A 26,805-nucleotide genomic window follows, 5' to 3' on the forward strand; every position below is an offset into this window, starting at 1 on the left:
TTCAGCGGCGCGGCTTGCGCCCCTTCATCTTGTTGGCCGCCTTCTTGACGGCGGTTCTGAATGCCTGCATCGCGGATTGTGGCGCCGCCGCAGCGACGTGCTCCACCCGCTCGGACCGATCGCCGCGCTCCGCGCGTTCAATGCGCTCGGAGGGTGCCTCGGCCTTGCTGCGCGAGCGCTTGGTCGAAGCCTTGGCCGGCACGCCGCCGGTGGACGCGCCCTTGTCCTTCATGGCGCGCGCGGTCAGCTCCTCGCCTTCGCGCATCAGGCGGAAATCGATCTTGCGGCCATCGAGGTCGACCCGGCTCACCTGCACCCGCACCCGGGTGCCGATCGCATAGCGGATGCCGGTGCGCTCGCCGCGCAGCTCCTGGCGGTGCTCGTCGAACTTGAAGTATTCGCCGCCGAGCTCGGTGATGTGGACCAGGCCCTCGACATACATGGCGTCGAGCGTGACGAAGATGCCGAAGGTGGTCGCGGCCGTGACCACGCCGCCGTACTCCTCGCCCAGGTGCTCGCGCATGTACTTGCACTTGAGCCAGGCCTCGACGTCGCGGCTGGCTTCGTCGGCGCGCCGTTCGTTGGCGCTGCAATGCAGGCCCGCGGCCTCCCAGGCCAGCGTCTCCTTGGTCGGTGCGACGGTCGCCTTCTGCGGCTTGCTGGTGGGCGCCTTGACGCGCGAGGCCAGCCGCTTCGCCAGCTTGGCATGCGCCTCGCCCGGCGTCGGCAGCATCGGCAGCTGGTACTTGGTCTTGCCGAGGATGGCCTTGATCACGCGATGCACCAGCAGGTCGGGATAGCGGCGGATCGGGCTCGTGAAGTGCGTGTAGGCCTCGTACGCGAGACCGAAGTGGCCGCTGTTGATCGGCGTGTAGATGGCCTGCTGCATCGAGCGCAGCAGCATCGTGTGGATCTGCTGCGAGTCGGGCCGGTCCTTGGTCGCCTCGGCGATCGCCTGGAACTCGCCCGGCTTCGGGTCGTCGGTGATCGACAGCCCCACGCCCATGGCCTTCAGGTAGCCGCTCAGGATTTCCTTCTTCTCGGGCGTCGGGCCCTCGTGCACGCGGAAGAGGCCCGGATGCTTGCCCTCGGCGATGAAATCGGCGCTGCAGACGTTGGCCGCCAGCATGGCTTCCTCGATCAGCCGGTGCGCCTCGTTGCGCGTGCGCGGCACGATCTTCTCGATGCGGCCGGCGTCGTCGCAGATGATCTGCGTCTCGGTGGTTTCGAAGTCGACCGCGCCGCGCTTGCCGCGCTGCTTCAGCAGCGCGCGATAGACGTCGTGCAGGTTCAGCAGGTCCTTGACGCGCTCCTTGCGCTTCAGGGCCTCCGGCCCGCGCGTGTTGCCGAGGATTGCCGCCACCTCGGTGTAGGTGAAGCGCGCATGGCTCCACATCACGGCCGGGTAGAACTGGTAGGCATAGATCTCGCCGTCGGCCGCCACGAGCATGTCGCACACCATGCAAAGACGCTCGACCTCGGGGTTGAGCGAGCACAGGCCGTTCGACAGCTTCTCGGGCAGCATCGGAATCACGCGGCGCGGGAAGTAGACGCTGGTCGCGCGGTCGTAGGCATCGATGTCGATCGCCGACCCGGTCTGCACGTAGGCGCTGACGTCGGCGATCGCGACCAGCAGGCGCCAGCCCTTGCCGCGGCCGACCTTGGCCGGCTCGCAATACACGGCATCGTCGAAGTCGCGCGCGTCCTCGCCGTCGATGGTGACCAGCGGCACGTCCGTGAGGTCGATGCGGCCGTGCTTGTCGGCCGGGCGCACCTTGTCGGGAATCGCCTTCGCTTCGGCCAGGCAGGCCTCGGAAAACTCATGCGGCACGCCGTACTTGCGCACCGCGATCTCGATCTCCATGCCCGGGTCGTCGATCTCGCCGAGCACTTCCTTGACGCGGCCGACCGGCTGGCCGAACAGCGCGGGCGGCTCGGTGAGCTGCACCACGACCACCTGCCCGACCTTCGCGGTGCCGGTCGCGCCCTTGGGAATCAGGACGTCCTGGCCGTAGCGCTTGTCTTCTGGCGCGACCAGCCAGACGCCGCCTTCATGCAACAGGCGCCCGATGATCGGCTGCTCGGGCCGTTCGATGATTTCAACCACGCGCCCCTCGGGACGGCCGCGCCGATCCTGGCGCACGATCCGCGCCTTGACGCGGTCCTTGTGCAGCACCGCGCGCATTTCGTTGGGGGGCAGATAGATGTCGGCATCGCCGTCATCGCGTTGTACGAAACCGTGCCCGTCGCGATGTCCTTGGACGGTTCCTTCAATTTCATCCAGCAAGGCGCCGGAATGGCCAATATTTTTGATATGATCTCCTTCGTTCCTGAAATTCAAAACCTGCTGCAAGGATTCATTCCAAGCAGCATGTGGGCCCAGATGGCGGAATTGGTAGACGCACTAGTTTCAGGTACTAGCGAGTAACATCGTGGAGGTTCGAGTCCTCTTCTGGGCACCATAGCGATAGCACAAGAACCCCGGCCAGTCTTCGACTTGCCGGGGTTTTTTGTTTCCAGCGCGCGCACGGCCGAAAAACGGCCCTCTTCGCTCGCACCACCACATCCGACGTCGCCTTTCGAAGCCCGCAGCCCTTCGCTCCACGCCATGGTGCGCGCGCCGCACGGGGTGGCGGTGGCCAAGGACACGGATGCAGGCAAGTGGAACGGGCTTCGTCTCATGAAGTGATGCAAGGCGCCCCCCGCGAGCAGGAGGCATTCCGACATTCTGACGCACGATATCAATGAATGGATCGCGCGCAGCCTGAACATCCGGGTTCGCGCAACGGTGAACCTGGCGCTCGGCCTGATGCGCGCGGCGTTCAACCAGGCAGTCAAGGATCGGAAGTGGATGGAAGTGGGCCCCGGCCGTGAGGCCCGGAGCGCGGGCGGGCTCGCAAGAGGCCGCTGCGTACGACACAAGAGACGCGCGGTTTGCGCATCTGCATCGGCCGTGACGCCGACCTGCACCTTAACACGTCGACTGCCCGGGCAGGCGCGCGGCTTGATCTCGGCGAGCTTTGGGTGTTTCATTCATGCCCCCCAACGACCTCGCGAGGGCCAGCATGGAAGCAAGGGTGCCAACTCCCCAACAGCACTTCGTCGTCAGCCACCTCAAGGAGGCCGACTTCAAGAGCGGCGGCCTGCGCGACTACTCGGCCTACCGGGATCTCGGGGCGGCAGCGGCGACGAACGGGCTGGCGCAGGTTCATGTGATCCGCATGATCGCCCCCTTCCGTTCCGAGCTGAGCGTGCGGCACCACCACGACGTGCAGTTCCAGATGGTGTATTGCCTGAAGGGCTGGTTCGAGACCGAGTTCGAGGGCGTCGGGCGCCACCGCCTGGTCGAGGGCTCGAGCTGGGTGCAGCCACCCGGCATCCGGCACACGGTCGTGGGCTGGTCGGACGACTGCGAGCTCCTCGAGATCCTGATGCCGCCGGAACACGAGACGGTCAACGACGCGTGAGCGTCAAAACAGCGACGACTGTGGCGGCGGCTCCGGAGCCGCTCGCGCCGGCCTCGTCTTCGCCTGCGGCGGCGGCAGTGCTTCGGCGACCATCGCCAGTCGCTCGGCCGGGAACTGGTTCATGAAAACCATCGAGCGCTGCGCCGGTGCGTCGAGCCATGCCTCGTACTGGGCTTCCGGCAGGATCACCACCATGCGCTTGTCCTGCGCCTGCAGCGGCCGCGCCGGATCGGGCCGGTGCATCTCCTTGAACATCGGGTGCGTGTCGGCATTGATCGTCAGCATCGTGAAGCTGTCGGCCCACTTTCCCGTGGCCGGGTCCTTCCATGGCGCCCAGAGGCCGGCGACGCCCAGGGTCTCGTCGTTGGCGGCCGTGAAGCGGGTCGGGACATGGGTCCCGGTGCGCCAGTCGGGCTCGTAGATCGCCTCGCAGGGCACGATGCAATGCCTCGCCTGGGCCCAGGCGTGCTTGAAGCTGGCGAGCTGGTCGACGGTCTCGACGCGGGCGTTGTAGGTGCGCACGCCGTATTTCACGTCTTTCGCGAAGCCCGGGAGCAGGCCGAAATGGCCCTCGACAATCTCCATGGCCGGCACCGCCTCGTCGCCCGAATCGCGCTCGCGCGGCCGGCGGATGAAGGGCGCCAGCTGGGTCGGGTAGATGTGCAGGCCGCCCGGCGGCGGCTCCCAGCTCGGAGGCAACTGGATGCCGAAGTGCTTCTCGATCTGCTTGCGGCGCTTTTCTGCTTGGTAGTGGCTGCACATGTCCGCAATGTACTGCCCGACGCCCGCGGTCCGGCGCTACCAGAGCCGCCACCAGGGCCGCGCACGCAAACTCGGCGCGGCGTCCAGCCCGGCCGCCACGGTGGACGGCGCGCCGAAGCGCCGCTGGAGTTCCTTTTCCATCCGGTGCGCGACCGCGCCGGCGCGCGGCTCGCCCTGCAGCGACCGGCGCCGCCACGCGAAAGCCAACGCTGCCAGTTGATCGTCACTGAGCTTGTCCATGAGAAATTCTCCCATCGGGCTCAGGGCTCGCCCATACGCCGTTCGGCGACCTCGGGCCGGCGCGACAGGTGCGCGACAGGCGCGAGCCACGCCACGGCGGCCTGCGCCGGCGCCATGGCGCGCAAGCGCGGGTCGCGCCACAGATCGGCCGCCACCTCGTCGAGCTGATCGGGGTCCACGGTGCGCCATTGGCGCTGCAGCTGGTGGGCACAGACTGCAATCCAGTCATCTCGTTCCATGCGCCCAGAATAACAAAGTACTGTTTTTTTATCCAGTCTTTGACACCCCATCGCCTCGGGCAGAATTCCCGGGATGCCCCAACTCAAGATCACTGTCGTCAACCTCACAGGCCAAGCCCAGCTGGTGCATGTCTTCGACACGCTCAACGGCGGCACGCGTCCGGTCGAGGGCAACCCGTTCGAACTGGCGAACGGCGAGCGTTCGACGGTCTTCGGCGTCAACGCGGACGCGCGCGGCCGCGGAATCCTGGCCTATCGCAGCCGAAGCGGCATCGTGCGCAGCGGCATCGACGTGACGGACGGCGCCGGCGTCGAGATCCGCTGAGCCATGGCCGCCGCCCCGGGTCCGGTGCAGAATCGGCAGGCTCTTCGTTCAACCCTCTTCTGTCAGGCAGTCCCGCCATGCGCTTGAAAACCGGCCTCCTGGCCATCACGCTCTTCTTTCTGGCCAACGCGTCGTTCGCCCAGGCGGCAGAACCCGCCGACGCAGCCAGCTGCAAGGCCGAGGAAGCCAGCCTCGACCAGGACATCGCGCAGGCGCGCGCCCGCGGACAGATGCTTCGACGCCGCCAGCTCAGCGACGCCCTGGCCGCCTTGCAGGTTCACTGCGACGCGATCATGGCGGCCAAGGATCCGGCGACGCAGATCAAGCGCCAGGAGCAGGAAGTCCAGCAGCTGCGCATCGAGCTCGAGCGCGCCGAAGCGCAGCTGCGCAAGCTCAAGGCGGCTCAGAAGTCCTGAGCGCCCTCGGCGCACATTCGGTCAGATGGGCAGCGCGATCAGGTCGTGGCCCTCGGCACCGACGATCCGGGCCCGGGTGAATTCGCCCACCTTGAGCGTCTTGCTGATCTTCTCGGGCGGCAGCAGCCGGACGATGCCGTCGATCTCGGGGGCATCGGCGTAGCTTCGGCCGACGCCGCCCTTGCGCCCCAGGGCCGGCGCCGAGTCGACCAGCACCTGCATGGTGGCGCCGATGCGCTGGCGCAGCTTGGCGATCGATACCGCTTCGGCGACCTCCATGAAGCGCGCCCGGCGAGCCTCGCGCTCGGCTTCGGGCAGCATGCCAGGGATGTCGTTGGCGGCCGCACCCTGGACCGGGCTGTAGGCGAAGCAGCCGGCACGGTCGATGCCGGCCTCGCGGATGAAGTCGAGCAGGTGCTCGAATTCGGCCTCGGTCTCGCCGGGGAAGCCCGCGATGAAGGTGCTGCGGATCACCAGTTCGGGGCAGACCTCGCGCCAGCGCGCGATCCGTTCGAGGTTCTTCTCGCCGCTGGCCGGCCGCTTCATGCGCTTGAGCACGTCCGGATGGCTGTGCTGCAGCGGCACGTCGAGGTAGGGCAGCACCTGGCCGCTGGCCATCAGCGGGATGATCTCGTCGACGCTCGGGTAGGGGTAGACGTAGTGCAGGCGCACCCAGGCGCCAAAGGGCTCGGCGATCTCGCCCAGCGTGCGCACCAGTTCGAGCATCCGCGTCTTGACCGGCTTGCCGTCCCAGAACCCGGTGCGGTACTTGACGTCGACCCCGTAGGCCGAGGTGTCCTGGCTGATCACCAGCAGTTCGCGCACGCCGCCCTCGAACAGGGCCTTGGCCTCGGACAGGACGTCGCCGACGGGCCGCGACACCAGGTCGCCGCGCATCGACGGGATGATGCAGAAGGTGCAGCGGTGGTTGCAGCCTTCGCTGATCTTCAGGTAGGCATAGTGGCGCGGCGTGAGCTTGAGGCCGGCGATGCCGAAAGCCTGCGGCACCAGGTCGATGAAGGGGTCGTGCGGCTTGGGCAGGTTGGCGTGCACCGCGTCCATCACCTCCTGGGTGGCATGGGGGCCGGTCACGGCCAGCACGCTGGGGTGCATCTGGCGCACCAGGTTGCCGCCCTGCTCCCCGGTCTTGGCGCCCAGGCAGCCGGTGACGATGACGCGGCCGTTCTCGGCCAGTGCCTCGCCGATGGTGTCGAGGCTTTCCTTGACCGCGTCGTCGATGAAGCCGCAGGTGTTGACGATGACGAGGTCGGCGCCCTCGAAGGTCTTCGAGGTCTGATAGCCCTCGGCACTCAATTGGGTCAGGATCAGCTCGGAATCGGTCAGGGCCTTGGGGCAACCCAGGCTCACGAAGCCGACTTTGGGGGCCGCCGGCGCGGCTGTACGTTCAGGGGAGGCAACTTCGCTCATATCCCCCTATTGTCCCAGCTATCGGGCGCCGCAGCGCGATCAAGGGCGTTTCAAGCCGAAAGCACCGAGCACCTGCTCGGTGTTCTTCTGCATCTGCTCCTGCATCTGGAGGAAGACGCTCTTGGACTGCTCGACGTAGTTCCCCATCAGGCCCTGGAGCATCGGGGACTGGACCGCCATGAACTTGGTCCACATCTCGGGGCTCAGGCTTTCCGCCTTCTCGCTGAGCTGCGCCTGGACCTCGGACATCGCCTGGATGTTCTTCTCGAGGTAGGGACCCATGTAGCTCTGCATCGCCTGGCCGTAGAAGCGGATGATGCTGGCCAGCACCTGCTCGGTGAACATCGGCGCCCCGCCGGCCTCTTCCTCGAGGATGACCTGCAACAGGATGCTGCGCGTGAGGTCGTCGCCGCTCTTGGCGTCGCGGACCACGAACGAGGCCTTGTTCATGACCAGCTGCTTGACCTCTGCGAGCGTGATGTAGCTGGAGGTTTCTGTGTCGTAGAGCCTACGGTTCGGATACTTCTTGATCACCCGCTGGGCCGGCTTGGCGCCGGACTTCTTGCTCTGCACTAGGAACTCCTTCTGGTTGGGCGCCACGGCGCGCGAGCCATTCTAGGGAGCGGCTTTGCCGCCTCGCGCCTAGGTTTACCCTGACCGGAAAATCCCGGAGGCCGCCCGGGGGCGCCCGGTTCGGCTAGTCCAGCGTGGTGGCGTATTCCGCGCCGCAGACCTTGCAGCCGCCGGACTCCGGGCGGTCGTCGGTGGCCTCGCGGTAATGCAGCGGGCTCTTGATGCCATGGAACACCCAGCAGCGTGGGCAGTGCTCCTGCCCGGCCAGCGGAAGGAAGGCACGCGCCCGCTGCTCGGCGCGTTCGCGCGTGACGGGCACGCCCTGGCGGACGGTGCGCGCCACGTCTTCGGCGGCCATGGTGCCCGCCCGCCCGTTGGCCCGGTCGTTCAGTCCATAAACCACTCGCGCGAATTCGAGCGGCGCCTGGCGCACCAGTGCCGCGATGCGGAGTTCTTCGAGCGTGGAGTCAGTCTCGGCCGCGGGGGTGTTCATCGGTGCCCTGGATCAGATGCTGTAGGAGGTGACGGGAGTCCAAGGTACCACAACTGAAGTCGGCGCTGCCAGTTGCCGAATGCCATAGGCCCCTTCTCCAACGGTGTCCGGCTCGGGACATTTCCCTCTCCGGACAATTCCCTTCAAGCTTGAGGGCATATCGCACAGACGCCTGTGCGCTTCCTCTCCAGAATCGCCGCTCCCTGTCCAAGGCCGAATGGCGCACGAGAATGAAATACAAGACGCTGGAAGAATTCCTGCACTGCGCCCAGGCGCGCAATCCCGACCAGCCCGAATACCTGCAAGCCATCGCCGAAGTGATGAAAAGCCTGTGGCCCTACATCGAGAAGCACCCCGGCTACGCCGAGCACGGCCTGCTCGACCGGCTGGTCGAGCCGGAGCGGATCATCATCTTCCGGGTGTCCTGGGTCGACGACCGCGGCGACGTCCAGGTGCAGCGCGGCTATCGCGTGCAGCACAGCTCGGCGATCGGCCCCTACAAGGGCGGCCTGCGCTTCCATCCCTCGGTGAATCTCTCGATCCTGAAATTCCTGGCCTTCGAGCAGACCCTGAAGAACGCGCTCACCACCTTGCCGATGGGCGGTGGCAAGGGCGGCTCCGACTTCGATCCCAAAGGCAAGAGCCCCGGCGAGATCATGCGTTTCTGCCAGGCCTTCGTGACCGAGCTGTTCCGCCACATCGGGGCCGACCGGGACGTTCCGGCCGGCGACATCGGCGTCGGCGCGCGCGAGATCGGCTTCATGGCCGGCATGATGAAGAAGCTCAGCAACGGCGCCGACTGCGTCTTCACCGGCAAGGGCCTGAGCTTCGGCGGATCGCTCATGCGTCCCGAAGCCACGGGCTATGGCACGGTCTACTTCGCCGAGGAAATGCTGCGCCAGAAGGGGCTCGGGCTGGAGGGCCTGCGGGTGGGCGTGTCCGGTTCGGGCAACGTGGCGCAGTTCGCGGTCGAGAAGGCGATGGCGCTGGGCGCCAAGGTGGTCACGGTGTCCGATTCGAGCGGCACCGTCTTCGACGAAGCCGGCTTCACGCCGGCCAAGCTGGCCCAGTTGATGGAGGTGAAGAACCGGCACTACGGACGCGTCGGCGACTATGCCACGCAGGTCGGCGCGCAGTTCCTGCCCGGTCGCAGCCCGTGGCATGTGCCGGTCGATGTCGCGCTGCCCTGCGCGACGCAGAACGAGCTCGATGCCGAAGACGCCGCCACGCTGGTGAAGAACGGCGTGGCTTGCGTCGCCGAGGGCGCGAACATGCCCTCCACGATGGAGGCGATCGCGCTGTTCGAGCACCATGGCGTGCTGTTCGCGCCCGGCAAGGCGAGCAACGCCGGCGGCGTGGCGACCTCGGGCCTGGAGATGAGCCAGAACGCCATGCGCATGTCGTGGCCGCGCGAGGAGGTCGATGGCCGGCTGCGCTCGATCATGCGCAGCATCCACGAGGACTGCCTGCGCCACGGCCGCCGGGAAGACGGCACCGTGAGCTATGTCGATGGCGCCAACGTGGCGGGCTTCGTCAAGGTGGCGGATGCCATGCTGGCGCAAGGCGTGATCTGAAAAGCCCGCCTGCGGTCGCGTCTAGGGTTTCGCGGCGGCAACCTTGGCTTGCTCACAGAGGTCCAGCAGCCAGGCCGCCTGGGTCTTGCGCCCCGGATCCTCCGACTCGGCGGCCACCAGTTCGTCGTTGCGCACCACGATCAATTGCTTGCGGTAGCCGCCATAGCCGCCCATGCCGTTGCGGGTGTTCATGTCGAAGCAGATCGCCCAGCCGTAGAAGGCCCGGCTGAAGATCGAGGACTCCACGCTCAGGAATCCCGGCGCCTGCACGCCGCGAACGCGCACGCCCTCCGGGTCCTTGAGCTGACGCTTGAATGCATCGATGGGGATCGCGGTCGATGCGGGTCGCGGCCCGGCGTCCGCGAGGGTCGCCACGCTCCCCTGCGCGTTCAGCGCCGGCTTCGGGCCGCTCGTCGCGCAGCCAGCGAGAAGAACGGCCGCCAGGGCCAGGGGCTTGAGTGATTTCATGCGGTCGGATTATCGATGGCCCGGCGCAGGAATCCGATGCAATCGCGCAGGCGAAGTCCCTCTTCACAGCCGACGCAGAACGGATCGATGGGGCCCGACCGGCGTCGGAAGGAGGCATCGCTTTCAGCGATGCTCGTCCGCCTGGACGTGCTCAAGAAGATGGCCGTCTTCGCGTTGGGGTGCGGCGCCCGGAATTCAAGTTCCGCAGTGGGGCAGTCCAGCGCCACGATTTGCTGGCTCGAAGGTCGTCGAGTTGCGCCTGCAGAGTCTCAGAGCGGGCCCGAGTCTGCATCAACGCTTCTTCCAATTCGACACCTCGTCGCATCGCCTCGACAAGTTCCCGGCGTGTAGCACTAATCCGTTCTTCGCCCTGTATCCGCAAGGCCAGGAATCGCGCCTCGAAGTCACGCAGACGAGAGCGCAACGCGAGAGCTTCGAGTTGGAGTTGCGAGCGTTGTCGTTCGGAGTCATTCAGAGCCGCGAGTTCGCTGCTCAGACCATCAATCCGGGACTGGAGCAGTTGGGCTTGCCCATGTGCAACGCGCGCTCTTTCCTCCTCCCGCTCGAGCAGGCCACGACACCAGTCGTGGCTCGCCAAGCCGCTCAATCGAACACCGTCGAAGACATTTGGTGGAATCTGCAGGCGCTCCACCAACTCGGGGTGCTCCGGTGCCACATAGAAGCGGTTGAGCCCATCGAAATAGACGAACCGATAGCCCGCAGCGTCCAGGATTCGATCACCACCGGCAAAATTCAGTTCCGAAGACATCGGGACGGTGGCTTCCATGACGATGATCCAAGGCCGGAGAGCCTGGCTGTCCCAACCCCTCAGCACATTTTCCTCGTAGCCTTCGACGTCGATCTTGAGCCAATGCACGGGCCGGTCGCCAATGAACGCCAGAGCATCGCGCATGGCGGCCGTGGGCATGCGCAGCGCCCGTGCCTTCAAGCCATGGTCCCGTACGTGATTTCGTGCGTATGCCTCCACCGCAGTGCTCAGTCCGGTGCCCTCGATCACGCTCAGGTTCAGATAGCCCGCACGGTCTGAAAGCGCGATCTCCAAGACCAATTCGTCGGGACGATCTTCTCGCAACAAGGCCGCGTACTCCGGGACGGGCTCGACATGAATACCGCGCCAGCCCCGCTCGTAAAACGCCTTGCTCACCGAGTCGACGACTGGATGCTGGGCGCCGATGTCCACGTAGAACCCCTGCTCGACATCGCCAAGCGCTCTCATCAGGACGACATCCTCGAAGTTCTGGGCATAAGACGTAAATGTCATCGTTTGACGCTGGATTTGTAGTTGACGCACATGACCGACGGTCATGTTCAGATCCGATGCAGGGTAGTGGAACGCGAGCGTTGCCGTCAATGGCCACGCGAGTCCCGTCCGCCGCAGGTGAGTAAACTGCCGCCACATCCCCTGGGATGCATTTGCTTTGCTCTGCTACTTGACACCTTGACATCCCACACATCCAACCCGGCGCGACTGCGCTCTCTTCTTGTGTTCGCCGTGCTCTGCGCCGCGATCGCGCGTTTCATCCCATTGGATCCAGCAATGCCAGGTCCTACTCTGGACGACGGCTGGGCCATTGCGATGAACCAGGCTGTGTCGCAGGGCTTGCAGTTCGGGCGCGACCTCGTTTTCACTTTCGGACCATATGCCTCGGTCTATACGCGCCTGTACCACCCGCAAACCGATACGCTCATGCTGGGGGGCAGTCTGCTGCTGGCGCTCGCGTTCGGTTTCAGCGTGATGGTCCTTGCAAGGCGAAGCCAGTGGTTCTGGATCGCGGTGACCGGACTGGCCGTTGCCGCGACTGGCGACAAGGATGCGCTTTTGTATGGCGTCGCGCTGGCCAGTTGCCTGGCGTTCTTGGAATTGATCGAAAACGGCGATGACACTGGCGGGTCGCATTTCTTGATTGCGGTGTTCGTGTTGGCACCTTTTGGCCTGCTGCCTGCCATCAAGGGCACCATGTTCATCCTGAGCGTTGGGATGCTCGGCACGTGCGTTTTTGCGGCGCTCTGGCTTCGCCGATGGGGCCTGGCGCTCACGTGTGCGATCGTGCCCGCGGCCGTGCTCTTCGTGGCTTGGTTGCTTGCGGGCCAATCTGCCTCAAGCTTGCCGGCATACGTGCTCGGGATTGCAGATGTTTCTTCGGGCTATTCAGAGGCGATGTCCCTCGACGGGCCTAGCTCGGACATCCTCGTCTACCTGGGCGCCGCCGCGCTCTTCGTCGGCGTCAGTGCATTCACGCGTGGGGCTGCTGGGACGGTGCGGGTCCTCAGGGTTGCTGCTGTCTCGCTGTTTCTCTTCGTCGCCTTCAAAGGCGGCTTCGTGCGGCACGATGCACATGTTCTGATGTCAGCATCCGCGCTTACGTTGGGTGCCTCGCTGCTGGCCATGATTTCGCGCGCACGTGCAGCTACCCTCTTGCTCGTCGCCTGCCTCCTGGCGAGTCTTGGCATGTCCGAGAGATACGGGGGCAGCATCGCTCATCTGGCGCTGACCTGGCGCGACACCTATGCTTCCCTCTGGAAAGGCCTGCGCACCAGAACCTCCCATCCGGAAGACCTTGGCCGGCGCTACGCAGAGGCGCTGAAGGCAATCAACCACCAGCTCGCCTTGCCCGCACTCGAGGGCACGACCGACGTTTACTCGTACGGACAATCGTATCTCCTGGCGTCGGACAACCATTGGAATCCGCGCCCAGTCCTGCAAAGCTATTCCGCCTACACGCCGCGCCTGCTCGAACTGAACCGACGGCATCTCACAACCGCCGACAGGCCTCAGAATATTTTCTTTCGACTGGAGCCCCTGGACGGCCGCTTCCCGGCAACCGACGATGGCGCGAGCTGGCCCGCGCTTCTTGCCAACTACACTCCGGTCGCCGCGACCGCCGGCTATCTGCAACTCGAGGCACGAGCCCAGGCGGTGATCCCTGCCCCCCTCGAGCCCTTGGGCCCATTGCGGCGCGTTCGATTGGGGGAGGACGTGCCTGTGCCGAATTCCGACCGCCCCGTGTTCATCACAGTGCGCCCAGTTCCATCACTGCTGGGCCGATTGCAGGCGTTGTTGTTCAAGCCGAACAGTCTTCACATGCGCGTTACCTTGGCTTCTGGCGCGGTGCACAGCTATCGCCTGGTGTCCGGCACCGCCGCCACACCATTCCTCCTTTCGCCTTTGGTCGACCAGACGTCGGCCTTCAGCCTGCTCTTCGGTGCCACCAGGATGCTGCAAGGCAATGCAGTACGGGCAGTCGCGTTTGAAACAGCAGGCACGTGGCGCTCCTGGCGCGACGAAATCGGGGTCGAGTTTCATCAAGCCGGCGCGCGCGAACTCGGACAAGGTGCCGAACGCCTCGGCTCGCGTGGAAAGCTGCAGGAAGTGGAGACTGGAGCGCGATTGGGGCGAAATTGCGACGGCTCGATCGATACGATCGACGCCCGCCCGGCCAGGGAGGTGACGGCCGTCGAACCGAGCCTTCTGCGGGTGAGTGGGTGGCTTGCTGCATCGGCAAAGGATGGAGTGCTGCCGCAGGCGACGCAGATTTTCTTGGAGGACGGCAGTGGCCGCCGACTTGTGTTCTCAACGGCGCGCGCCGGGCGCGAAGATGTCGCTAAGTACTTTCAGCGGCCCAGCCTTGCCGATAGCGGATTTGAATTGCTCGCCGACGTCAGCGGATTGAGTGGCACCATCACGATCGGCCTTTTGCTTCAGACTGGCGAAACAACGTACGACTGTGCCAATATTCGCTCTGAACTGAAGATACTGCGCCGCGATCCCTGACCCGATCGCCCGCCCCTGCTCAACAATTCATCCAGATCGCTCTATGACATTTGAAGAAGCCCAACGCTTGGTCTCCACCGTTCCTCACTGGCACCATACGTTCGAGATCTTCCCTGGGCTGATGACGCCGGGCTCGTACAACCCGTCATTCCTGTTGCAGAAGCTGGCGTTCCCGTCCGACATGCATGGCATGCGCGTCCTGGACATCGGCCCTTCCGACGGCTATTTCACGCTGGAGGCCTGCCGTCGGGGCGCTGCCGTGGTGGCTGTAGATTACCGAACCAAGGACGCGCACGGCTTCGGCGTCATGGAGAGGGTTACCGGCATCCAGGTCGACTACCGCTGCGCGAATCTCTACGACCTTTCGACCTCGATGCTTGGGACCTTCGACCATGTGATCTTTCTCGGGGTGCTCTACCATCTCCCCGACATGATGAAGGGCCTCGCGATCGTACGCTCGCTTTGCCACGGCACGATGTACCTCGAAACGCACGCGTCGAGCGAACTCGCAACCGAGCTGGCGGTGGCGCGCTACTACCGCGCAGACGAGTTGGCTGGCGACATCACCAATTTTTGGTCACCCAACGTCGCATGCATCCGCGCCATGGCCGACGATTGTGCGTTTGACTTGCAGAAAGACGAGACTTGGGGCGATCGATACTTCGGTCGCTTCACGGCCAACGATGTCGCAGATCGCAAGCGCAAGCTCCAGCTGGCGTATGGTCTACTTCGCTGAGTGAAGCGCTCGGGATCAGTTGAGATGGGTCGACATCACCGCTCCCACTCGTGACACCGAAAGGAGATCGGCCACCTGCACGCGGGCAGCGGCCCCGAGGCGACTCCTCAGCGAGGAATCTTCGGCCTGCTCAAGCGCCGCCACTGCATGGTCGTGAATGGGGTCGGCCCACCACTGCCCGTTCCAAAAGACGTAGTCTCCCTCGCTCAGCGCCTTCATCTTGTAGTCCACCAGCAGGCTGTTAGACGAATCCATGAAGTCCATGTTGCCTGAAAAGGCAGTCCCGACGGCAAGTTTGCCGGCAGCCATCGCCTCGGCAAGATTCAAGCCGAAGCCTTCGGATCGGTGCAGCGAGACGAATACGTCGGTCGCTGCCTGCAACTGGAGGATTTCAGTCGTAGAGAAGATCCGGTCGATTATTTGGATATGGGAGTGCAGAGCGGCGAATTGCCGAATCTCCTTTTCGAAATGGCTTCTGTTGTGCATCCCATGGCACTTGACGATCAGCAGCGGCGCGGATGCGGATGCTCTCGGAAATGCGTCCACGAATGCACGCAGCACTGCCATCGGATTCTTTCGCTGTGGAAATGAGTTGAAGTCGAAGGTGACGAGATAGATCAGACGGTCGTGCGGAAGCTCCAGCGCGGTGCGCGCTTCCCCGATCCCGAGGTCGTTGATCGGCACCGGCAGCGGCACGATTCGGATCGATTTGCTCGTGGTCGTTCGCAGGCTCTCTGCAACAAACTGGCTCGACACCCAGATTTCGTCAACGCGATCGGCGGCTCGCGCCCAAGCTCCCGGAAATACCGGGAGCTCCCAATAAAACAGACCAATCGTCGAGTTTGACGCAACCTCGCTAGGATCCATGTAATTTGACAAATTGATCACGTTGTCGGCGTTTATCGCAAGAAGTGCGTGCTGCATGTGATTCGCAAGGCCATCGTCGGTAGCGAATTGCACCGAATTCTTGAACTGGGGCGGCCTGAAGGAATGTGTCGAGAGCGGCTTCCCGGTTGTCGCGAAGGCGCCGGCCAAGGCGCGCCCCGCTTGCCCCACTCCGGTTTCAGAATTGAGAAACCCATAGATGGCCAGACCCGGCAGGCGTCGCACTGACGTCGGCGCGTCCCGCTCAATCACGGCTGGCTGCGGGGCATCGTCCCTTGCGGGCAGGAGACGGTGCAAGCTCCTCTGCAATCGGGCGCCGATCGACACTTTATCTTGCGCAGAGTCCGTTGCGACGGCAGCCTCCGGCACGAACGCGGGCACGATTTCGGCGACGAGGTGATTCTGCGACGCCTCTTGCGCACGCTGCTCTTCCGCATGCTGCGCTCGAATGACGGCTGGCACGACCCAATCGACCGCCATTTCGTACTCGTTTGAGAAGTTGCCGATCGCCCAATCGATCAATCCGCGCCGCCCATTCGCGCTGCCGATGTCGAAAACTTCCTGCAAGTCGCCTCGCCGCGCATGCACGTGCTGCAGAAGCCTGCTGACGCTTTCCGCATGCTCGGGCGCGCATTCATCGGCAGGACTGGCGCAGTAGGCGGGAGTCAAATCGAAGGGCGACAGCCCCTTGCTCTCGAGTTCATTGCTCGTGCATGTCACGAACGAACGAAGCAGGGGCGTGATGAACTGCCCATTTTGGGTACGCAGGAATCCGTATTCGATCGTCGAGAAGTGCAGATCGCCGCATACGTCGCTGACGCGGAGTCGTTCGACATAGAAATCAAACAATGGCCGCAATTCTCCGATTGTTTCGGCGGTGTATCTGTTTTGATGCTTCGAAAAGTCGAGTGGCCTGTCTTTGTTCACGCCACTGAAGTGGACAAACTTGACCGGCGATCCATTGGCAAAAAGCATGCCGTTCTGGCGTTCGACCCTTCTGTGAGGCAGGTTCCAATAGGCTAAATTATAGCCAGGATCCCTCTCAATCTTGGTTCGACCAATGAAAGAGGGGGCGAAATCACAAAAACGCTGGTCTACAAAAATGCCGCGAACAAGGTCCACCACGCAATCCGTATCCAGCCACTTGTGCCACCAACTCAGGAACTCGCGTGCCTCGGGCCGGTTGGCAAACGCTCCGAATCCCAGGTTGTAGACACCCGCGCGCCCAATCGCTAGATCGTCAGGCAGCCTCCCGTCGGACAGAGGCTTGGTGATATGGGGCGTTAGAACACAGTCAGCGTTGAGCTCCAAGTCTTGGAAAATTCCATCCAGGGATCCAAGCACGAAAATGTCAGGATCGATATAGGCGACCAGTTCATAGCCGAGCCGGTCGAACAAATATTCAATGCAATGGGGCTTAACCGAGGTGTTGAACTCCATAATCGAATAACGAAACGCCATGAAATCCAGGTTTGAAACAATTCCCGGGTTGATATTGATTACGTTTTCCCGTTGTTCCGAGGGAATTTCTGGTGAATCTCGGTCAGCAATAAATATGAAGAAAGGCAGTTCCGGGTTGGATTGCCGCAGGGACTGCTGCAACGTCTTAGCGTAGCCGAAATAATTCCATGCACAAATTGTGAAACTTGCCCTGGATGGAGAAGTGGTGCCTGTCATTTCGAAATTGAGGTATGGCGGCAAAGCTGCTTCCGGCAGGCCGCAACATGCAGCGTACCTCAAGCACCGATCGCCAACTAAAAAAAGCGGTGAAGTTTCAAATGTAACTTGTATCAGCCAGGCCGCCGGCCCATCCAGAATGCGCCGGGGAGAACCATGGTGGACTCCACCCATGAAGACAAGCATTGGCGCATTTCCTGGCTGCGCGAGGAAGTCGATGTGCGCCTGCGCTCGATCATGCGCAGCATCCACGAGGACTGCTTGAGCCACGGCCGCCGGGAAGACAGCACGGCGAGCTACGTCGATGGCGCCGACGTGGCGGGCTTCGTCAAGGTGGCCGACGCCATGCGTCAAGCGGTGCGCAAGTCGCACGGGGTGACAGTGCGCAGCGAGTGAGGTCGTGCTCGAGAGTCAGCCGGTCGTCGGGTTCATGGCCGCTGCTCGGCAGCCATCGGCCACAGAGGGCATTGATTGCCTTCGAGAAGCGCGCGCTGGGGCCCGCCAAGCGATGCGGAGCGTATCGGCAGGCCGGAATGCCCAGCATCTCGATCTCCTCGTCGACGATCGACCACGGCCTTGGCGCGAAAGCTGCTGCGTCGTATCGGAAGTGTCGGCATCGTCGGGATCGCCGCAAGACACGCCGAGAGATTCCGAGACGGTGTTGTCTTCGCAATGAGGGTGCACGCGCTTTGCGCGTGCGGAATGGCGGCGGGTGGCCCACGGTGCCGCACTGCACAGACAAGTTGCGCAGGTCGCGCGCGACGATTCGCACGGCCGGCATCGCCGCCGCGTCGTATTCTTGCCGCGCGTCATCCCGATTGAATTCCAACCGGTGCAAGCCGACTGCGATCGGGAGAAAGCAAAGCTTGAAGCGATGCCGGGAGGAGAGAAAAAATTTCCCCGTAGGCCTGAGAGCTGGTCACTCTCAGAGGGGAAATTTGGTAGGCGCGATTGGACTCGAACCAACGACCCCCACCATGTCAAGGTGGTGCTCTAACCAGCTGAGCTACGCGCCTGAGGTTGTATTCGAGAGGCCGAAGTATAGCAGGCTTCTGAGGGCACTTTTTCAGCGGCGTCGCGCAGAACGCACACCGGGCACCGCAGCGACCACCGCGAGCACCTGCTTGAGCCGCGTGACGTCGGCGATCTCGACCGTGAAGGTCATCCACGCCGTGCCCTTCACCGACTGCGTCTGCACGCCGATGACGTTCATCTTCTCGCGCGCCAGCACGTCCGAGATGTCGCGCAGCAGGCCCTGCCGGTCGGCCGCCTCGACCGCCACGTCGACCGCGTAGACCGAGCCCGCATCGCCGCCCTTCTGCGTGCCCCACTCCACATCGATCACACGCTCGCCGTTCTGCCCCGCCATCGTGCGGAAGTTGCTGCAATCGGCGCGGTGCACGCTGACGCCGTGGCCCTTGGTCACGAAGCCGCGGATCGCATCGGGCGGCGCCGGCTTGCAGCACTTGGCGAGCTGCGTCATCAGCGACGAGACACCGACCACCAGCACGCCGCCGCGCCCCGACTGCTCGCTGCCGCGCGCCTTCTTGATGACGACGCCGTCGTCCGGCCCCGGCGGCGGCTCGGGCGGCCGCAGCAGCATCTCGATGTTGCGCAGCGAGAACTCGTCCTTGCCGACGACTTCGAACAGGTTGTCGGCCGACTTGAAGCCCAGCTGCGACGCGAGGTCGTCGAGCTTCAGTGCGGTCTTGCCCTCGCGCTGCAGCAGCTTCTCGACCGCCTCGCGGCCGCGCGCGACGGTCTCGTGCGTGATCTGCGCGTTGAACCAGGCGCGCACCTTGGCGCGCGCCCGATGGCTGACGAGGTAGCCGAGGTCGGCATTGAGCCAGTCGCGCGACGGGCCGCCTTCCTTGGCGGCGATGATCTCGACCGTCTGGCCGTTCTGCAGCGGCGTGTTGAGCGGCACCATCGCGCCGTCGACGCGCGCGCCGCGGCAGCGATGGCCGAGGCTGGTGTGCACGGTGTAGGCGAAATCGACCGCGGTCGCGCCCTGCGGCAGCTCGACGATCGCGGCGTCGGGCGTGAGCACGTAGATGCGGTCGTCGAACAGGCCCTGGCCGCGCTGGCCGCCCGAGAGATCGCGCTCCCAGGCCAGCAGTTGCCGCAGCACCGCGATCTTGGCGTCGTATTCGCCGCTGGCCCAGACGCCCGCGTAGCCCTTGTGGCCAGCCTCCTTGTAGGCCCAGTGCGCGGCCACGCCATGCTCGGCATGATCGTGCATCTGCTCGGTGCGGATCTGGATCTCGATCGGCTTGCCGGCATGGCCGCCGACGACCTCGCGCACCACCGTGTGCAGCGACTGGTATCCGTTGGGCTTGGGCCGCGCGATGTAGTCGTCGAACTCCTCGTCGATCGGCTGGAAGTGGGAGTGCACCCAGGCCAGCGCCGCATAGCAGTCCTTGACGTCGGCCACCACCACGCGCAACGCCATGATGTCGAACACCTGCGCGAAGTCGAGCGACTTGCCGCGCATCTTCTTGACGATGCTGTAGATGTTCTTGGGCCGTCCCTGCACCGTGGCCTTGACGCCCTCGGCCGCCAGGTCGCGCTCGAGGCGCGCACGCAGTTGCTCGACGTAGCCTTCGCGCTCGATGCGCTTCTCGTCGAGCAGGCGCGCGATCAGCTTGTAGGTCTCGGGTTCGAGGAAGCGGAACGACAGGTCTTCGATCTCCCACTTGACCTGCCAGATGCCGAGCCGGTTGGCCAGCGGCGCGAACACCTGCAGCGATTCGCGCGCCACGTTCTCGGGCAGCGGCCGCTTGCTGGCCGCCGCATGGCGCAAGGTCTGCAGGCGCGAGGCCAGCCGCAGCATGACGACGCGCAGGTCGCGCGAGAACGCCAGCAGCATCTTGCGTACGTTCTCGGTCTGCGTGCCGGCGGCCTCCGGCTGCGCGTTCGCCGTCGCCGAGCGGGCCTGCTTCTGCACATGCACGAGCTTGGTGGTCTCGACCGCCAGCGCTGCGAAGTTCTCGCCGAACACCTTGGCGATGACCTCCTGCGGCCGGTTCAGGTGCTGGCACGAATAGACCAGGTAGCTGGCCGCCTGCATGGCCTCGGAACCGCCCATGGCGCGCACGATCGCAGCCACGGCATCGGCATGCGCCAGCGTGTTCTCGCCGGTGTCCAGCGTCTCGTCGGCGATCAGCGGTTCGGCGAAAGCGCGCGCGCGCGCCAGCATGTTGGCCATCACCGGCGTGCGTTCGGCAGTGGCGGCCGACAGCGGGTAGTCGACCACCAGCGATTCCGACGGCGCCGGCACGTGCAGGTTGGATTGCTCGCGCTTCACGGGGCGCCCCGCCTGGAAAGCATGGGCCGCACGAAGGGCCCGCGAGCTTCACGAGGCACGTGAGAAATGGCGGGCGCGGTCATGTAGGAAAAGGCTAAATCGCGATGAAGATAATGGGCTCGTTGCATCCTAATTCATTCGGAGATTGTCATCATGCTCAAAGGCAAAACCGCGCTTGTCACGGGGTCCACCAGTGGCATCGGGCTCGGCATCGCGAAAGCCCTGGCCGGCCAGGGCGCGAACATCGTTCTCAACGGATTCGGCGACTCGGAAGGCCCGAAGGCCGAGATCGCCGCGCTGGGCGTGAAGGTCGAACATCACGGCGCCGACATGAGCCGCGCGGGCGACATCGAGGACATGATGAAGTTCGCCGCCAGCCGCTTCGGCCGCGTCGACGTGCTCGTCAACAATGCCGGCATCCAGCATGTCGCGAAGGTCGAGGACTTCCCGGTGGATCGCTGGGACGCGGTGATCGCGATCAACCTCAGCAGCGCCTTCCACACCACACGGCTCGCGGTGCCGGCGATGCGCGAGGCCAACTGGGGCCGCATCATCAACATCGCCTCGGCGCACGGACTGGTGGCGTCGGCGCAGAAGTCGGCCTATGTGGCGGCCAAGCACGGCATCGTCGGCTTCACCAAGTCGGTGGCGCTCGAGACCGCCACCACCGGCGTCACCTGCAACGCGATCTGCCCCGGCTGGGTGCTGACCGCGCTGGTCCAGAAACAGATCGACGACCGCTCGGCCCGCGAAGGCATTTCGCTGGCCCAGGCGCAGACTGAGCTGCTGGGCGAGAAGCAGCCCTCGCTGCAATTCACCACGGTCGAACAACTGGCCGGGCTGGCGGTGTTCATGTGTTCGCCGGCCGCCGACCAGGTGCGCGGCGTCGCCTGGCAAGTGGACGGCGGCTGGACCGCGCAGTAAGGCGGCCTGCTCGCGGCCTACTTGAGCTGCACCGAGCCCGAGACGTTGACCACCACGTTGGCCTTGCCCGCTTCGATCGGGACCGGCGCATCGGAGGCGGCCTTGGCCATCGCCTCCATCGCCATCATGCGCGGCTGCACCGGTCCGCCCAGATGGGCGTTGACCGACACTTCGCGCAGCGTGTAGCCGCTGAAGCCGAACCCCTTGGCGAGTTCGTCGGCGCGCTGCTTGAAATTGTCGATCGCCACGGACTGGGCCTCGGTCTCGGTCTTGGCCTGCTGTTCGCGGCTCAGGCCGAAGCCGACGTTGGCGATCGACAGCGTGCTGATGCGACCTGCGGTCTGGGTGATGCGCGGGAAGTCGCGCCCTTCGAGCACCAGCGACGCGGTGCCGCGCCAGCCCGTCATCTTGCCTTCGCGGCTGTAGCGCGGTGCCAGGTTGAAGTTGCCGGTCCGGACGTCGAGCTGGCCGGGCTGGGCGCTCTTGCGCGCCTCGACCAGCGCCGCATCGAGCGCGGTGCGCAACTGCGTCTGGACGGTCGCCGCGTCAGCGGCTTCGCGGGTGGTGCTGAGCGTCATCGAGAGCAGGTCCTGCTGGACCTCGACCGTCGAGTTGGCGGACAGCTGGAGCACGTTCTGCGGCGGTGCGATCGACACGGTCTGGGCCGCGGCAACGCCGGCAGCCATCCAGACGGCACAGGCCGCCATCCATTTGAGATTGTTCAAGTCGGCAATTCCTTGGAAAACGAAAAAAGGCCCGCGCGGGCCGCGGCTCAGGGCCGCTGGCTGCGCGGAGCGGTCAACGCCCCGGGGGTCGGCGCGTCCGGCATCATGCGCCCGCCCGAAGGCGATCCGGCCGACTGCGCGAGATTCTGGGACGGCGTCCATTGCTGGCGCACCTGCTGCCTCAACTGGGCGAGCTCGGCGGGCGTCAGGCGTCGGCCAGCGCCGCCGCCGCGCCCTTCCCCGCCGGTCGCACCGCCCACCGCCAGCAAACCCGGCGGCCCGGCCCAAGCCGGCAAGCCCGACGTGGCAACCAACAACGACAACATGACAAGCTTGGATTTCATGGCGGCAAATTGTGACGACAAGGTCACTGTGCCATCGCCTTGCAAGGCGCAGACGTCCCACGCGCTAGCGGCCGCAAGTTTTGTAACTTAGTGTCAACACCTACCCCAAAGCGGGCCAATGAGCCCGCAACGGCTTCAGAATTGGCGTTGTTACAAATTCGGCGTTGTGAAAATGAATCAAGCTCCCGCCCGCACAGACAAGATCGTGATCGTCGACGACGACGCACGCATCCGCGACCTGCTCCGCCGCTACCTGACCCAGGAAGGATTCGAGGTCATCGTTGCCGAGGACGGCAAGGCGCTCAACCGCATCCTGCTGCGCGACACGGTCGACCTGATCGTGCTCGACCTCATGATGCCGGGTGAAGACGGCCTCTCGGTGTGCCGCCGCCTGCGCGCGGCCAACGACCGCACGCCGATCATCATGCTGACGGCCAAGGGCGAGGACGTCGACCGCATCGTCGGCCTCGAGGTCGGCGCCGACGATTACCTCGGCAAGCCCTTCAACCCGCGCGAACTGCTGGCCCGGGTCCACGCGGTGCTGCGCCGGCGGCCGCCGCTGGAGGCGCCCGGCGCGCCGTCGACCGACAACGAGACCGTCAACTTCGGGCCTTTCAGCTTCGACCTCGGCTCGCGCACGCTCAAGAAGGACGGCGAGGAGCTGTCGCTGACCACCGGCGAGTTCGCGATGCTGAAGGCGCTGGTGCGTCATCCGCGGCAGCCGCTGTCGCGCGAAAAGCTGGCCCAGCTGGCGCGTGGCCGCGAGTTCGAACCCTTCGACCGCAGCCTGGACGTGCAGATCTCGCGCCTGCGCAAGCTGGTCGAATCCGACGCCGCGGCGCCGCGCTACATCCAGACCGTCTGGGGCGTCGGCTACGTGTTCGTGCCGGACGGCACGACCTGAAGCGCTGACGGACGTGGCCATCGGGCCCCAGACCACCCAGCCCAGCCCGCTCGAGGACAGCACCCAGGGCACGCTGCCGAGCCCGCTGGGAAGCATCGGCTCGCGCCGCCGCCGGAAACGGCTGCACCTGGGCCTCAGCCTCTTCTGGCGCACCTTCTTCCTGCTGGTGCTGCTGCTGGTCGGCTGCACGGTGGCCTGGCTGCAGACTTTCCGAGCGCTCGAATACGAGCCGCGCGCGATCCAGACGGCGCACCAGATCGCTTCCCTTGTCAATCTGACGCGGGCGGCGCTGGTCTATTCCGATGCCATCACCCGGGTCTCGCTGATCAAGACGCTGGCCGACCAGGAGGGCGTGCGCATCCTCCCGCGCGAGCCGGGCGACCGCTTCCTGCCCTACACCAGCGGCGCGCTCGACCAGCGCGTGACCGAAGAACTGATCGCGCGGCTGGGCGAGGGCACCACGGTCGCGAGCCGGGTCAACGACGAGCCGGGCCTCTGGGTCGGCTTCACGATCGAGAGCGACACCTACTGGCTGCTGGTCGACCCGACCCGCTTCAGCCGCCTCGACCGGCGCACCTGGATGATCTGGCTGGCCACCACGATGGCGCTGTCGCTGGCCGGCGCGGCGCTGATCACGCGACTGATCAACCGGCCCTTGAAGCAGCTGTCGCAGGCGACGCTGCAGGTGCGCGAAGGCGAGTACGAGGCCCACCGGCTGGACGAGCGGGCCCGCACCAACGAGATCCGGGCGGTCAACGTGGGCTTCAACCGGATGGCCGACCAGCTGGCCAAGATCGAGCAGGACCGCGCCGTGATGCTGGCCGGCATCTCGCACGACCTGCGCACGCCGCTGGCGCGGCTGCGCCTCGAAACCGAGATGAGCGTGGCCGACGAGGATGCGCGCGACCACATGGCGGCGGACATCGCCCAGCTGGACGCCATCATCGACAAGTTCCTCGACTACGCCCGGCCCGACCACGTCGACTTCCGCCCGGTGCTGCTGCGCGACGTGATCGACGCCTGCACCTACGCGGTCCAGGACCACGAGGACATCAAGATCACGGTCGACGTGCCGGCCGACCTGCGGGTGATGGCCGACGAGGTCGAACTGCAGCGGGTGATCTCCAACCTGGTCGAGAACGCGCGCCGCTATGGCAAGACGCCCTCCACCGGCGTGGCCGACATCACGATCCAGGCCCAGGCCCACAACGACGCGGTCCTGATCAAGGTGCGCGACCACGGGGCCGGGGTCGCGGCCTCGATGCTGTCGCAGCTCAGCAAGCCCTTCTTCCGCGGCGACGTGGCCCGCACCTCGGCGGCCGGGGCCGGGCTGGGGCTGTCGATCGTGACCAAGAACATCGAGCGCATGGGCGGTACCTTCGCACTGACCAGCACGCCGGGGCGCGGGCTGGCGGCCCACATCCGGATGCCGCGCGCGGCATCGATCAAGATCGATCCCCTGGCAGCCAAGGACAAGCCGGCGCCCGCGGCGGGACCGTCGAACAAGGCCTAGCGTGGGGCGAAGCGCCGGCGCCTGACTGGCTCAGCCCCCGTGTGGGCGAGGGTCGGTGAACTTCGGCTGCGCGGTGCCGGCGAAGGCTTCGAGCGCCGAACCGATGCCGCCCGACTTCTCCAGCGCGCCGACGATCCTCCTGAAGAGCGGCCGGTAGGCCTCGTCGGCCTCGTAGCCGGTCATCGGGTCGCGGTTCGCGCCGAACGCCGCGTCGAGTTCGGCCCAGTCTGCCGCGCCGAGTACGGCCTCCGCCAGCGGCAGGACCTCCGTCTCCTCGACATGCATGTGCTCCAGGTAGGCGAGTGCGTACTGGCGCATGGCAGCTTCGAACGCCTCCCAGCCGGCGTTGCGCCCCGTGGGATCGCCCAGGGCCTGGATGCCGAGCAGCGCGTGCTCGAGCTCGCGCAACGCATGTCCGCCACTCGCATGGTCCCGATCAAGGCGATCGAGGACGGCGTCCAGCTTGTCGTCGCGCCCGCGCAGCCTGGGGAACAACAGCCGGCTTTCCTTGGGGTGGTGCAGCTTCTCCGGGAACTCGCCGATGTAGAAGATCATGGCCTGCAAGGCGGCGAGGTCGGGCACCGTGCTGCGGCGCCGATGCTCCCCGAGCAGCAGGAGAATCGCCCGCAGCATCGCCGAGAGCGCTCGGTGTTCACGCCGGATGATGTCGACGGTGACATGCGTCATGAGGGGACCCTCCACACGCTGCATCGCGGCAGGACCTCGGCCGCAACGGAATGTTCGCTGCAAAACCCGTCGCCTGCCTTGCGCCATATCAAGGCGCTGCGCTGCCGACCCCTCGATGCAGCAGCGCCACGGCGCGCGCTTCCATCGCCCTGCCCTCGCCCACCGGACCGAGCTTCTCGGCCGTCTTGGCCTTGACGTTGACCTGCTCGACCGCCAGGCCGAGCGTCGCCGCGATGCGCTGGCACATCGCCGGGATGTGCGGCGCCAGCTTCGGCGCCTGGGCGATCACGGTGCTGTCGACGTTGCCGATCTCCCAGCCGGCGGCCCGGACGCGGCGCGCCGCCTCGGCCAGCAGCACCGACGAGTCGGCGCCCCGGAACTGCGGATCGGTGTCCGGGAAATGGCGTCCGATGTCGCCGAGGCCGGCGGCGCCGAGCAGCGCATCGGTGATCGCATGCAGCAGCACGTCGGCGTCGGAGTGACCCAGCAGCCCCGTGGCGTGGGGCACCTCGACCCCGCCGAGGATCAGCTTGCGGCCGGCCACCAGCTGGTGCACGTCCCAGCCTTCGCCGACCCGGATGTCGCACCCGCTCATGGGCGGCTCCTGCGGCTCTGCAGGATCGCCTCGGCCAGCGCGAAGTCCTCGGCATAGGTGAGCTTGAAGTTCTGCGCGCTCCCCGGCACCAGCAACGGCGCCAGGCCCACGCCCTCGATCGCGCTGGCCTCGTCGGTCACGGCGTCGCCGCTGCGCTCCAGCGCGTCGAGCAGCATCCCGATGCGGAACATCTGCGGCGTCTGGGCCAGCCACTTGTCGGCCCGGGTCGGCGTGCTGGCGACCCTGCCCTCGGGCGTGGCGACCTTGAGCGTGTCCGCCAGCCGATGGGCCAGCAGGCCGCCGACCGCGTCATGCTCGCAGGCCGCGATCAGGGCCTCGATCTGGCTGGGCGTGACCAGGCAGCGCGCGGCGTCGTGCACCAGCGCCCAGTCGTGCGGGCCGGCACCGAGTTGCCGCAGCGCGCGCAGGCCGTTGCGCACGGTGGCGGCGCGGCTGGCGCCGCCGACCCGCAGCAGGTGCTCGCCGGCGGCCGGGAAGCGCGGCAGCGCGCTGCCGACATCGGCATCGTCGGGCGCCACCACCAGCGCCAGGCCGGCGAATGTCCCGGCCAGCGCGCGAAACGCCTCCAGCGTGTGCTCGACCATCGGCCGGCCGACGATCCGCCGGTATTGCTTGGGGCCGGCGCTGCCGGCACGGCTGCCGGAACCGGCGCAGGGGATCAGGACGAAAAAGCGGGAGGCGGACATGGAGAGCGAGGGCAGCCAGCGGC

The 26,805-nt window shown here is 65.6% G+C and carries 27 protein-coding genes and 2 tRNA genes; 11 read left to right on the forward strand and 18 right to left on the reverse strand.

The genetic code is table 11. The features are described from left to right. Position 1: 1 nt before the first annotated feature. Complete coding sequence (gene rnr, locus QTI68_RS15035; RefSeq protein WP_286522370.1) at positions 2-2,287, reverse strand: ribonuclease R; 2,286 nt, start codon at positions 2,285-2,287, stop codon at positions 2-4. A gap of 90 nt (positions 2,288-2,377) precedes the next feature. Between rnr and QTI68_RS15040 the strand changes: the two genes are divergently transcribed. Then, positions 2,378-2,462 (forward strand) — tRNA-Leu (locus QTI68_RS15040). Between the two features lie 615 nt (positions 2,463-3,077). Further along, positions 3,078-3,467: a cupin domain-containing protein gene (locus QTI68_RS15045; RefSeq protein WP_286522371.1), complete on the forward strand. Its 390-nt coding sequence runs from the start codon at positions 3,078-3,080 to the stop codon at positions 3,465-3,467. Positions 3,468-3,470: 3 nt separating this feature from the next. Here QTI68_RS15045 and QTI68_RS15050 read toward each other — a convergent pair whose 3' ends face one another. Genes QTI68_RS15050 through QTI68_RS15060 form a run of 3 tightly spaced genes read right to left on the reverse strand, consistent with a single transcriptional unit; the run spans position 3,471 to position 4,708 of the window. Beyond that, positions 3,471-4,229, reverse strand: coding sequence for an SOS response-associated peptidase (locus QTI68_RS15050; protein ID WP_286522372.1), 759 nt, complete (start codon positions 4,227-4,229; stop codon positions 3,471-3,473). A 36-nt stretch (positions 4,230-4,265) separates the two neighbouring features. Then, positions 4,266-4,469 (reverse strand): hypothetical protein, encoded by a 204-nt coding sequence (locus QTI68_RS15055; protein ID WP_286522373.1) that lies wholly within the window; start codon positions 4,467-4,469, stop codon positions 4,266-4,268. 20 nt (positions 4,470-4,489) lie between these two features. Next, positions 4,490-4,708: a hypothetical protein gene (locus QTI68_RS15060; RefSeq protein ID WP_286522374.1), complete on the reverse strand. Its 219-nt coding sequence runs from the start codon at positions 4,706-4,708 to the stop codon at positions 4,490-4,492. A 73-nt stretch (positions 4,709-4,781) separates the two neighbouring features. Between QTI68_RS15060 and QTI68_RS15065 the strand changes: the two genes are divergently transcribed. Both QTI68_RS15065 and QTI68_RS15070 read left to right on the forward strand, forming a co-directional pair. Beyond that, positions 4,782-5,033, forward strand: coding sequence for a hypothetical protein (locus tag QTI68_RS15065; RefSeq protein ID WP_286522375.1), 252 nt, complete (start codon positions 4,782-4,784; stop codon positions 5,031-5,033). 77 nt (positions 5,034-5,110) lie between these two features. Beyond that, complete coding sequence (locus QTI68_RS15070) at positions 5,111-5,449, forward strand: DUF1090 family protein (RefSeq protein WP_286522376.1); 339 nt, start codon at positions 5,111-5,113, stop codon at positions 5,447-5,449. Between the two features lie 21 nt (positions 5,450-5,470). Here the strand turns inward: QTI68_RS15070 and rimO are convergent, their stop codons facing one another. From rimO to QTI68_RS15085, 3 genes are all read right to left on the reverse strand, one after another. Continuing rightward, positions 5,471-6,877: a 30S ribosomal protein S12 methylthiotransferase RimO gene (rimO, locus tag QTI68_RS15075; protein ID WP_286522377.1), complete on the reverse strand. Its 1,407-nt coding sequence runs from the start codon at positions 6,875-6,877 to the stop codon at positions 5,471-5,473. 39 nt (positions 6,878-6,916) lie between these two features. Next, on the reverse strand, positions 6,917-7,450 hold the full coding sequence (gene phaR / locus QTI68_RS15080; protein WP_478139604.1) for a polyhydroxyalkanoate synthesis repressor PhaR: 534 nt from the start codon (positions 7,448-7,450) through the stop codon (positions 6,917-6,919). Positions 7,451-7,574: 124 nt separating this feature from the next. Continuing rightward, positions 7,575-7,943 (reverse strand): hypothetical protein, encoded by a 369-nt coding sequence (locus QTI68_RS15085; RefSeq protein ID WP_286522379.1) that lies wholly within the window; start codon positions 7,941-7,943, stop codon positions 7,575-7,577. A gap of 230 nt (positions 7,944-8,173) precedes the next feature. Between QTI68_RS15085 and gdhA the strand changes: the two genes are divergently transcribed. Beyond that, positions 8,174-9,517, forward strand: coding sequence for an NADP-specific glutamate dehydrogenase (gene gdhA, locus QTI68_RS15090; RefSeq protein ID WP_286522380.1), 1,344 nt, complete (start codon positions 8,174-8,176; stop codon positions 9,515-9,517). A gap of 21 nt (positions 9,518-9,538) precedes the next feature. Here gdhA and QTI68_RS15095 read toward each other — a convergent pair whose 3' ends face one another. Next, on the reverse strand, positions 9,539-9,985 hold the full coding sequence (locus QTI68_RS15095; protein WP_286522381.1) for a hypothetical protein: 447 nt from the start codon (positions 9,983-9,985) through the stop codon (positions 9,539-9,541). 151 nt (positions 9,986-10,136) lie between these two features. After that, positions 10,137-11,312, reverse strand: coding sequence for an FkbM family methyltransferase (locus tag QTI68_RS15100; protein ID WP_286522382.1), 1,176 nt, complete (start codon positions 11,310-11,312; stop codon positions 10,137-10,139). A 132-nt stretch (positions 11,313-11,444) separates the two neighbouring features. On the opposite strand from QTI68_RS15100, the gene QTI68_RS15105 reads away from it, so the two are divergent. Together QTI68_RS15105 and QTI68_RS15110 are read left to right on the forward strand one after the other, a co-directional pair. Further along, positions 11,445-13,778 carry a hypothetical protein gene (locus tag QTI68_RS15105; RefSeq protein WP_286522383.1) on the forward strand — a complete coding sequence of 778 codons (2,334 nt, stop codon included), beginning with the start codon at positions 11,445-11,447 and terminating at the stop codon, positions 13,776-13,778. A gap of 43 nt (positions 13,779-13,821) precedes the next feature. Beyond that, the gene (locus tag QTI68_RS15110; protein WP_286522384.1) at positions 13,822-14,514 is read left to right on the forward strand and encodes a class I SAM-dependent methyltransferase; all 693 of its coding nucleotides are present in this window, start codon (positions 13,822-13,824) and stop codon (positions 14,512-14,514) included. Positions 14,515-14,529: 15 nt separating this feature from the next. Here QTI68_RS15110 and QTI68_RS15115 read toward each other — a convergent pair whose 3' ends face one another. Continuing rightward, entirely contained in the window at positions 14,530-17,076 is a 2,547-nt protein-coding gene (locus tag QTI68_RS15115; protein WP_286522385.1) for a glycosyltransferase, read from the reverse strand. Positions 17,077-17,232: 156 nt separating this feature from the next. On the opposite strand from QTI68_RS15115, the gene QTI68_RS15120 reads away from it, so the two are divergent. Beyond that, entirely contained in the window at positions 17,233-17,472 is a 240-nt protein-coding gene (locus tag QTI68_RS15120; protein ID WP_503011682.1) for a hypothetical protein, read from the forward strand. Here QTI68_RS15120 and QTI68_RS40155 read toward each other — a convergent pair. The 3 genes from QTI68_RS40155 to QTI68_RS15130 form a co-directional block, all read right to left on the reverse strand. Further along, on the reverse strand, positions 17,405-17,857 hold the full coding sequence (locus tag QTI68_RS40155; protein ID WP_353506432.1) for a GyrI-like domain-containing protein: 453 nt from the start codon (positions 17,855-17,857) through the stop codon (positions 17,405-17,407). The two genes, QTI68_RS15120 and QTI68_RS40155, sit on opposite strands and share 68 nt — an antisense overlap. A 158-nt stretch (positions 17,858-18,015) precedes the next feature. After that, a tRNA-Val gene (locus QTI68_RS15125) sits at positions 18,016-18,092 on the reverse strand. Positions 18,093-18,142: 50 nt separating this feature from the next. After that, entirely contained in the window at positions 18,143-20,284 is a 2,142-nt protein-coding gene (locus QTI68_RS15130; protein ID WP_286523169.1) for a RelA/SpoT family protein, read from the reverse strand. A 252-nt stretch (positions 20,285-20,536) separates the two neighbouring features. Here QTI68_RS15130 and QTI68_RS15135 point away from each other — a divergent pair, with 252 nt between their 5' ends. Further along, positions 20,537-21,307 (forward strand): 3-hydroxybutyrate dehydrogenase, encoded by a 771-nt coding sequence (locus QTI68_RS15135; RefSeq protein ID WP_286522386.1) that lies wholly within the window; start codon positions 20,537-20,539, stop codon positions 21,305-21,307. Between the two features lie 17 nt (positions 21,308-21,324). On the opposite strand, the gene QTI68_RS15140 is transcribed toward QTI68_RS15135, so the two are convergent. Both QTI68_RS15140 and QTI68_RS15145 read right to left on the reverse strand, forming a co-directional pair. Further along, a complete protein-coding gene (locus tag QTI68_RS15140; RefSeq protein WP_478139685.1) occupies positions 21,325-22,014 on the reverse strand; it encodes an SIMPL domain-containing protein in 690 nt (229 codons plus the stop codon). 65 nt (positions 22,015-22,079) lie between these two features. Next, a complete protein-coding gene (locus QTI68_RS15145) occupies positions 22,080-22,376 on the reverse strand; it encodes a hypothetical protein (protein WP_286522387.1) in 297 nt (98 codons plus the stop codon). 172 nt (positions 22,377-22,548) lie between these two features. Between QTI68_RS15145 and ompR the strand changes: the two genes are divergently transcribed. Both ompR and QTI68_RS15155 read left to right on the forward strand, forming a co-directional pair. Then, positions 22,549-23,280 carry an osmolarity response regulator transcription factor OmpR gene (ompR, locus tag QTI68_RS15150; protein ID WP_028250078.1) on the forward strand — a complete coding sequence of 244 codons (732 nt, stop codon included), beginning with the start codon at positions 22,549-22,551 and terminating at the stop codon, positions 23,278-23,280. Between the two features lie 13 nt (positions 23,281-23,293). Beyond that, a complete protein-coding gene (locus QTI68_RS15155; RefSeq protein WP_436411608.1) occupies positions 23,294-24,793 on the forward strand; it encodes a sensor histidine kinase family protein in 1,500 nt (499 codons plus the stop codon). 30 nt (positions 24,794-24,823) lie between these two features. Here the strand turns inward: QTI68_RS15155 and QTI68_RS15160 are convergent, their stop codons facing one another. From QTI68_RS15160 to ispD, 3 genes are all read right to left on the reverse strand, one after another. After that, positions 24,824-25,480 carry a hemerythrin domain-containing protein gene (locus QTI68_RS15160; RefSeq protein WP_286522388.1) on the reverse strand — a complete coding sequence of 219 codons (657 nt, stop codon included), beginning with the start codon at positions 25,478-25,480 and terminating at the stop codon, positions 24,824-24,826. A gap of 88 nt (positions 25,481-25,568) precedes the next feature. After that, complete coding sequence (gene ispF / locus QTI68_RS15165) at positions 25,569-26,075, reverse strand: 2-C-methyl-D-erythritol 2,4-cyclodiphosphate synthase (RefSeq protein ID WP_286522389.1); 507 nt, start codon at positions 26,073-26,075, stop codon at positions 25,569-25,571. Continuing rightward, entirely contained in the window at positions 26,072-26,782 is a 711-nt protein-coding gene (gene ispD / locus QTI68_RS15170; RefSeq protein ID WP_286522390.1) for a 2-C-methyl-D-erythritol 4-phosphate cytidylyltransferase, read from the reverse strand. The genes ispF and ispD overlap by 4 nt, the downstream gene beginning before the upstream one ends. Positions 26,783-26,805: the final 23 nt, after the last annotated feature.

It is taken from the genome of Variovorax sp. J31P207, from assembly GCF_030316965.1.
GTDB classification, from domain to species: Bacteria; Pseudomonadota; Gammaproteobacteria; order Burkholderiales; family Burkholderiaceae_C; genus Variovorax; species Variovorax ginsengisoli_B.

What these genes read in the sequence shown, in the direction of transcription:
- QTI68_RS15050 (WP_286522372.1), bottom strand. Translation starts at nt 4,229, where the DNA reads ATGTGCAGCCACTACCAAGCAGAAAAGCGCCGCAAGCAGATCGAGAAG.
- QTI68_RS15055 (WP_286522373.1), bottom strand. Translation starts at nt 4,469, where the DNA reads ATGGACAAGCTCAGTGACGATCAACTGGCAGCGTTGGCTTTCGCGTGG.
- QTI68_RS15060 (WP_286522374.1), bottom strand. Translation starts at nt 4,708, where the DNA reads ATGGAACGAGATGACTGGATTGCAGTCTGTGCCCACCAGCTGCAGCGC.
- QTI68_RS15065 (WP_286522375.1), top strand. Translation starts at nt 4,782, where the DNA reads ATGCCCCAACTCAAGATCACTGTCGTCAACCTCACAGGCCAAGCCCAG.
- QTI68_RS15070 (WP_286522376.1), top strand. Translation starts at nt 5,111, where the DNA reads ATGCGCTTGAAAACCGGCCTCCTGGCCATCACGCTCTTCTTTCTGGCC.
- rimO (WP_286522377.1), bottom strand. Translation starts at nt 6,877, where the DNA reads ATGAGCGAAGTTGCCTCCCCTGAACGTACAGCCGCGCCGGCGGCCCCC.
- QTI68_RS15085 (WP_286522379.1), bottom strand. Translation starts at nt 7,943, where the DNA reads ATGAACACCCCCGCGGCCGAGACTGACTCCACGCTCGAAGAACTCCGC.
- gdhA (WP_286522380.1), top strand. Translation starts at nt 8,174, where the DNA reads ATGAAATACAAGACGCTGGAAGAATTCCTGCACTGCGCCCAGGCGCGC.
- QTI68_RS15095 (WP_286522381.1), bottom strand. Translation starts at nt 9,985, where the DNA reads ATGAAATCACTCAAGCCCCTGGCCCTGGCGGCCGTTCTTCTCGCTGGC.
- QTI68_RS15100 (WP_286522382.1), bottom strand. Translation starts at nt 11,312, where the DNA reads ATGACCGTCGGTCATGTGCGTCAACTACAAATCCAGCGTCAAACGATG.
- QTI68_RS15110 (WP_286522384.1), top strand. Translation starts at nt 13,822, where the DNA reads ATGACATTTGAAGAAGCCCAACGCTTGGTCTCCACCGTTCCTCACTGG.
- QTI68_RS15115 (WP_286522385.1), bottom strand. Translation starts at nt 17,076, where the DNA reads ATGACAGGCACCACTTCTCCATCCAGGGCAAGTTTCACAATTTGTGCA.
- QTI68_RS15120 (WP_503011682.1), top strand. Translation starts at nt 17,233, where the DNA reads ATGGTGGACTCCACCCATGAAGACAAGCATTGGCGCATTTCCTGGCTG.
- QTI68_RS40155 (WP_353506432.1), bottom strand. Translation starts at nt 17,857, where the DNA reads ATGCCGGCCGTGCGAATCGTCGCGCGCGACCTGCGCAACTTGTCTGTG.
- QTI68_RS15130 (WP_286523169.1), bottom strand. Translation starts at nt 20,284, where the DNA reads ATGGCCAACATGCTGGCGCGCGCGCGCGCTTTCGCCGAACCGCTGATC.
- QTI68_RS15135 (WP_286522386.1), top strand. Translation starts at nt 20,537, where the DNA reads ATGCTCAAAGGCAAAACCGCGCTTGTCACGGGGTCCACCAGTGGCATC.
- QTI68_RS15140 (WP_478139685.1), bottom strand. Translation starts at nt 22,014, where the DNA reads ATGGCGGCCTGTGCCGTCTGGATGGCTGCCGGCGTTGCCGCGGCCCAG.
- QTI68_RS15145 (WP_286522387.1), bottom strand. Translation starts at nt 22,376, where the DNA reads ATGAAATCCAAGCTTGTCATGTTGTCGTTGTTGGTTGCCACGTCGGGC.
- ompR (WP_028250078.1), top strand. Translation starts at nt 22,549, where the DNA reads ATGAATCAAGCTCCCGCCCGCACAGACAAGATCGTGATCGTCGACGAC.
- QTI68_RS15160 (WP_286522388.1), bottom strand. Translation starts at nt 25,480, where the DNA reads ATGACGCATGTCACCGTCGACATCATCCGGCGTGAACACCGAGCGCTC.
- ispF (WP_286522389.1), bottom strand. Translation starts at nt 26,075, where the DNA reads ATGAGCGGGTGCGACATCCGGGTCGGCGAAGGCTGGGACGTGCACCAG.
- ispD (WP_286522390.1), bottom strand. Translation starts at nt 26,782, where the DNA reads ATGTCCGCCTCCCGCTTTTTCGTCCTGATCCCCTGCGCCGGTTCCGGC.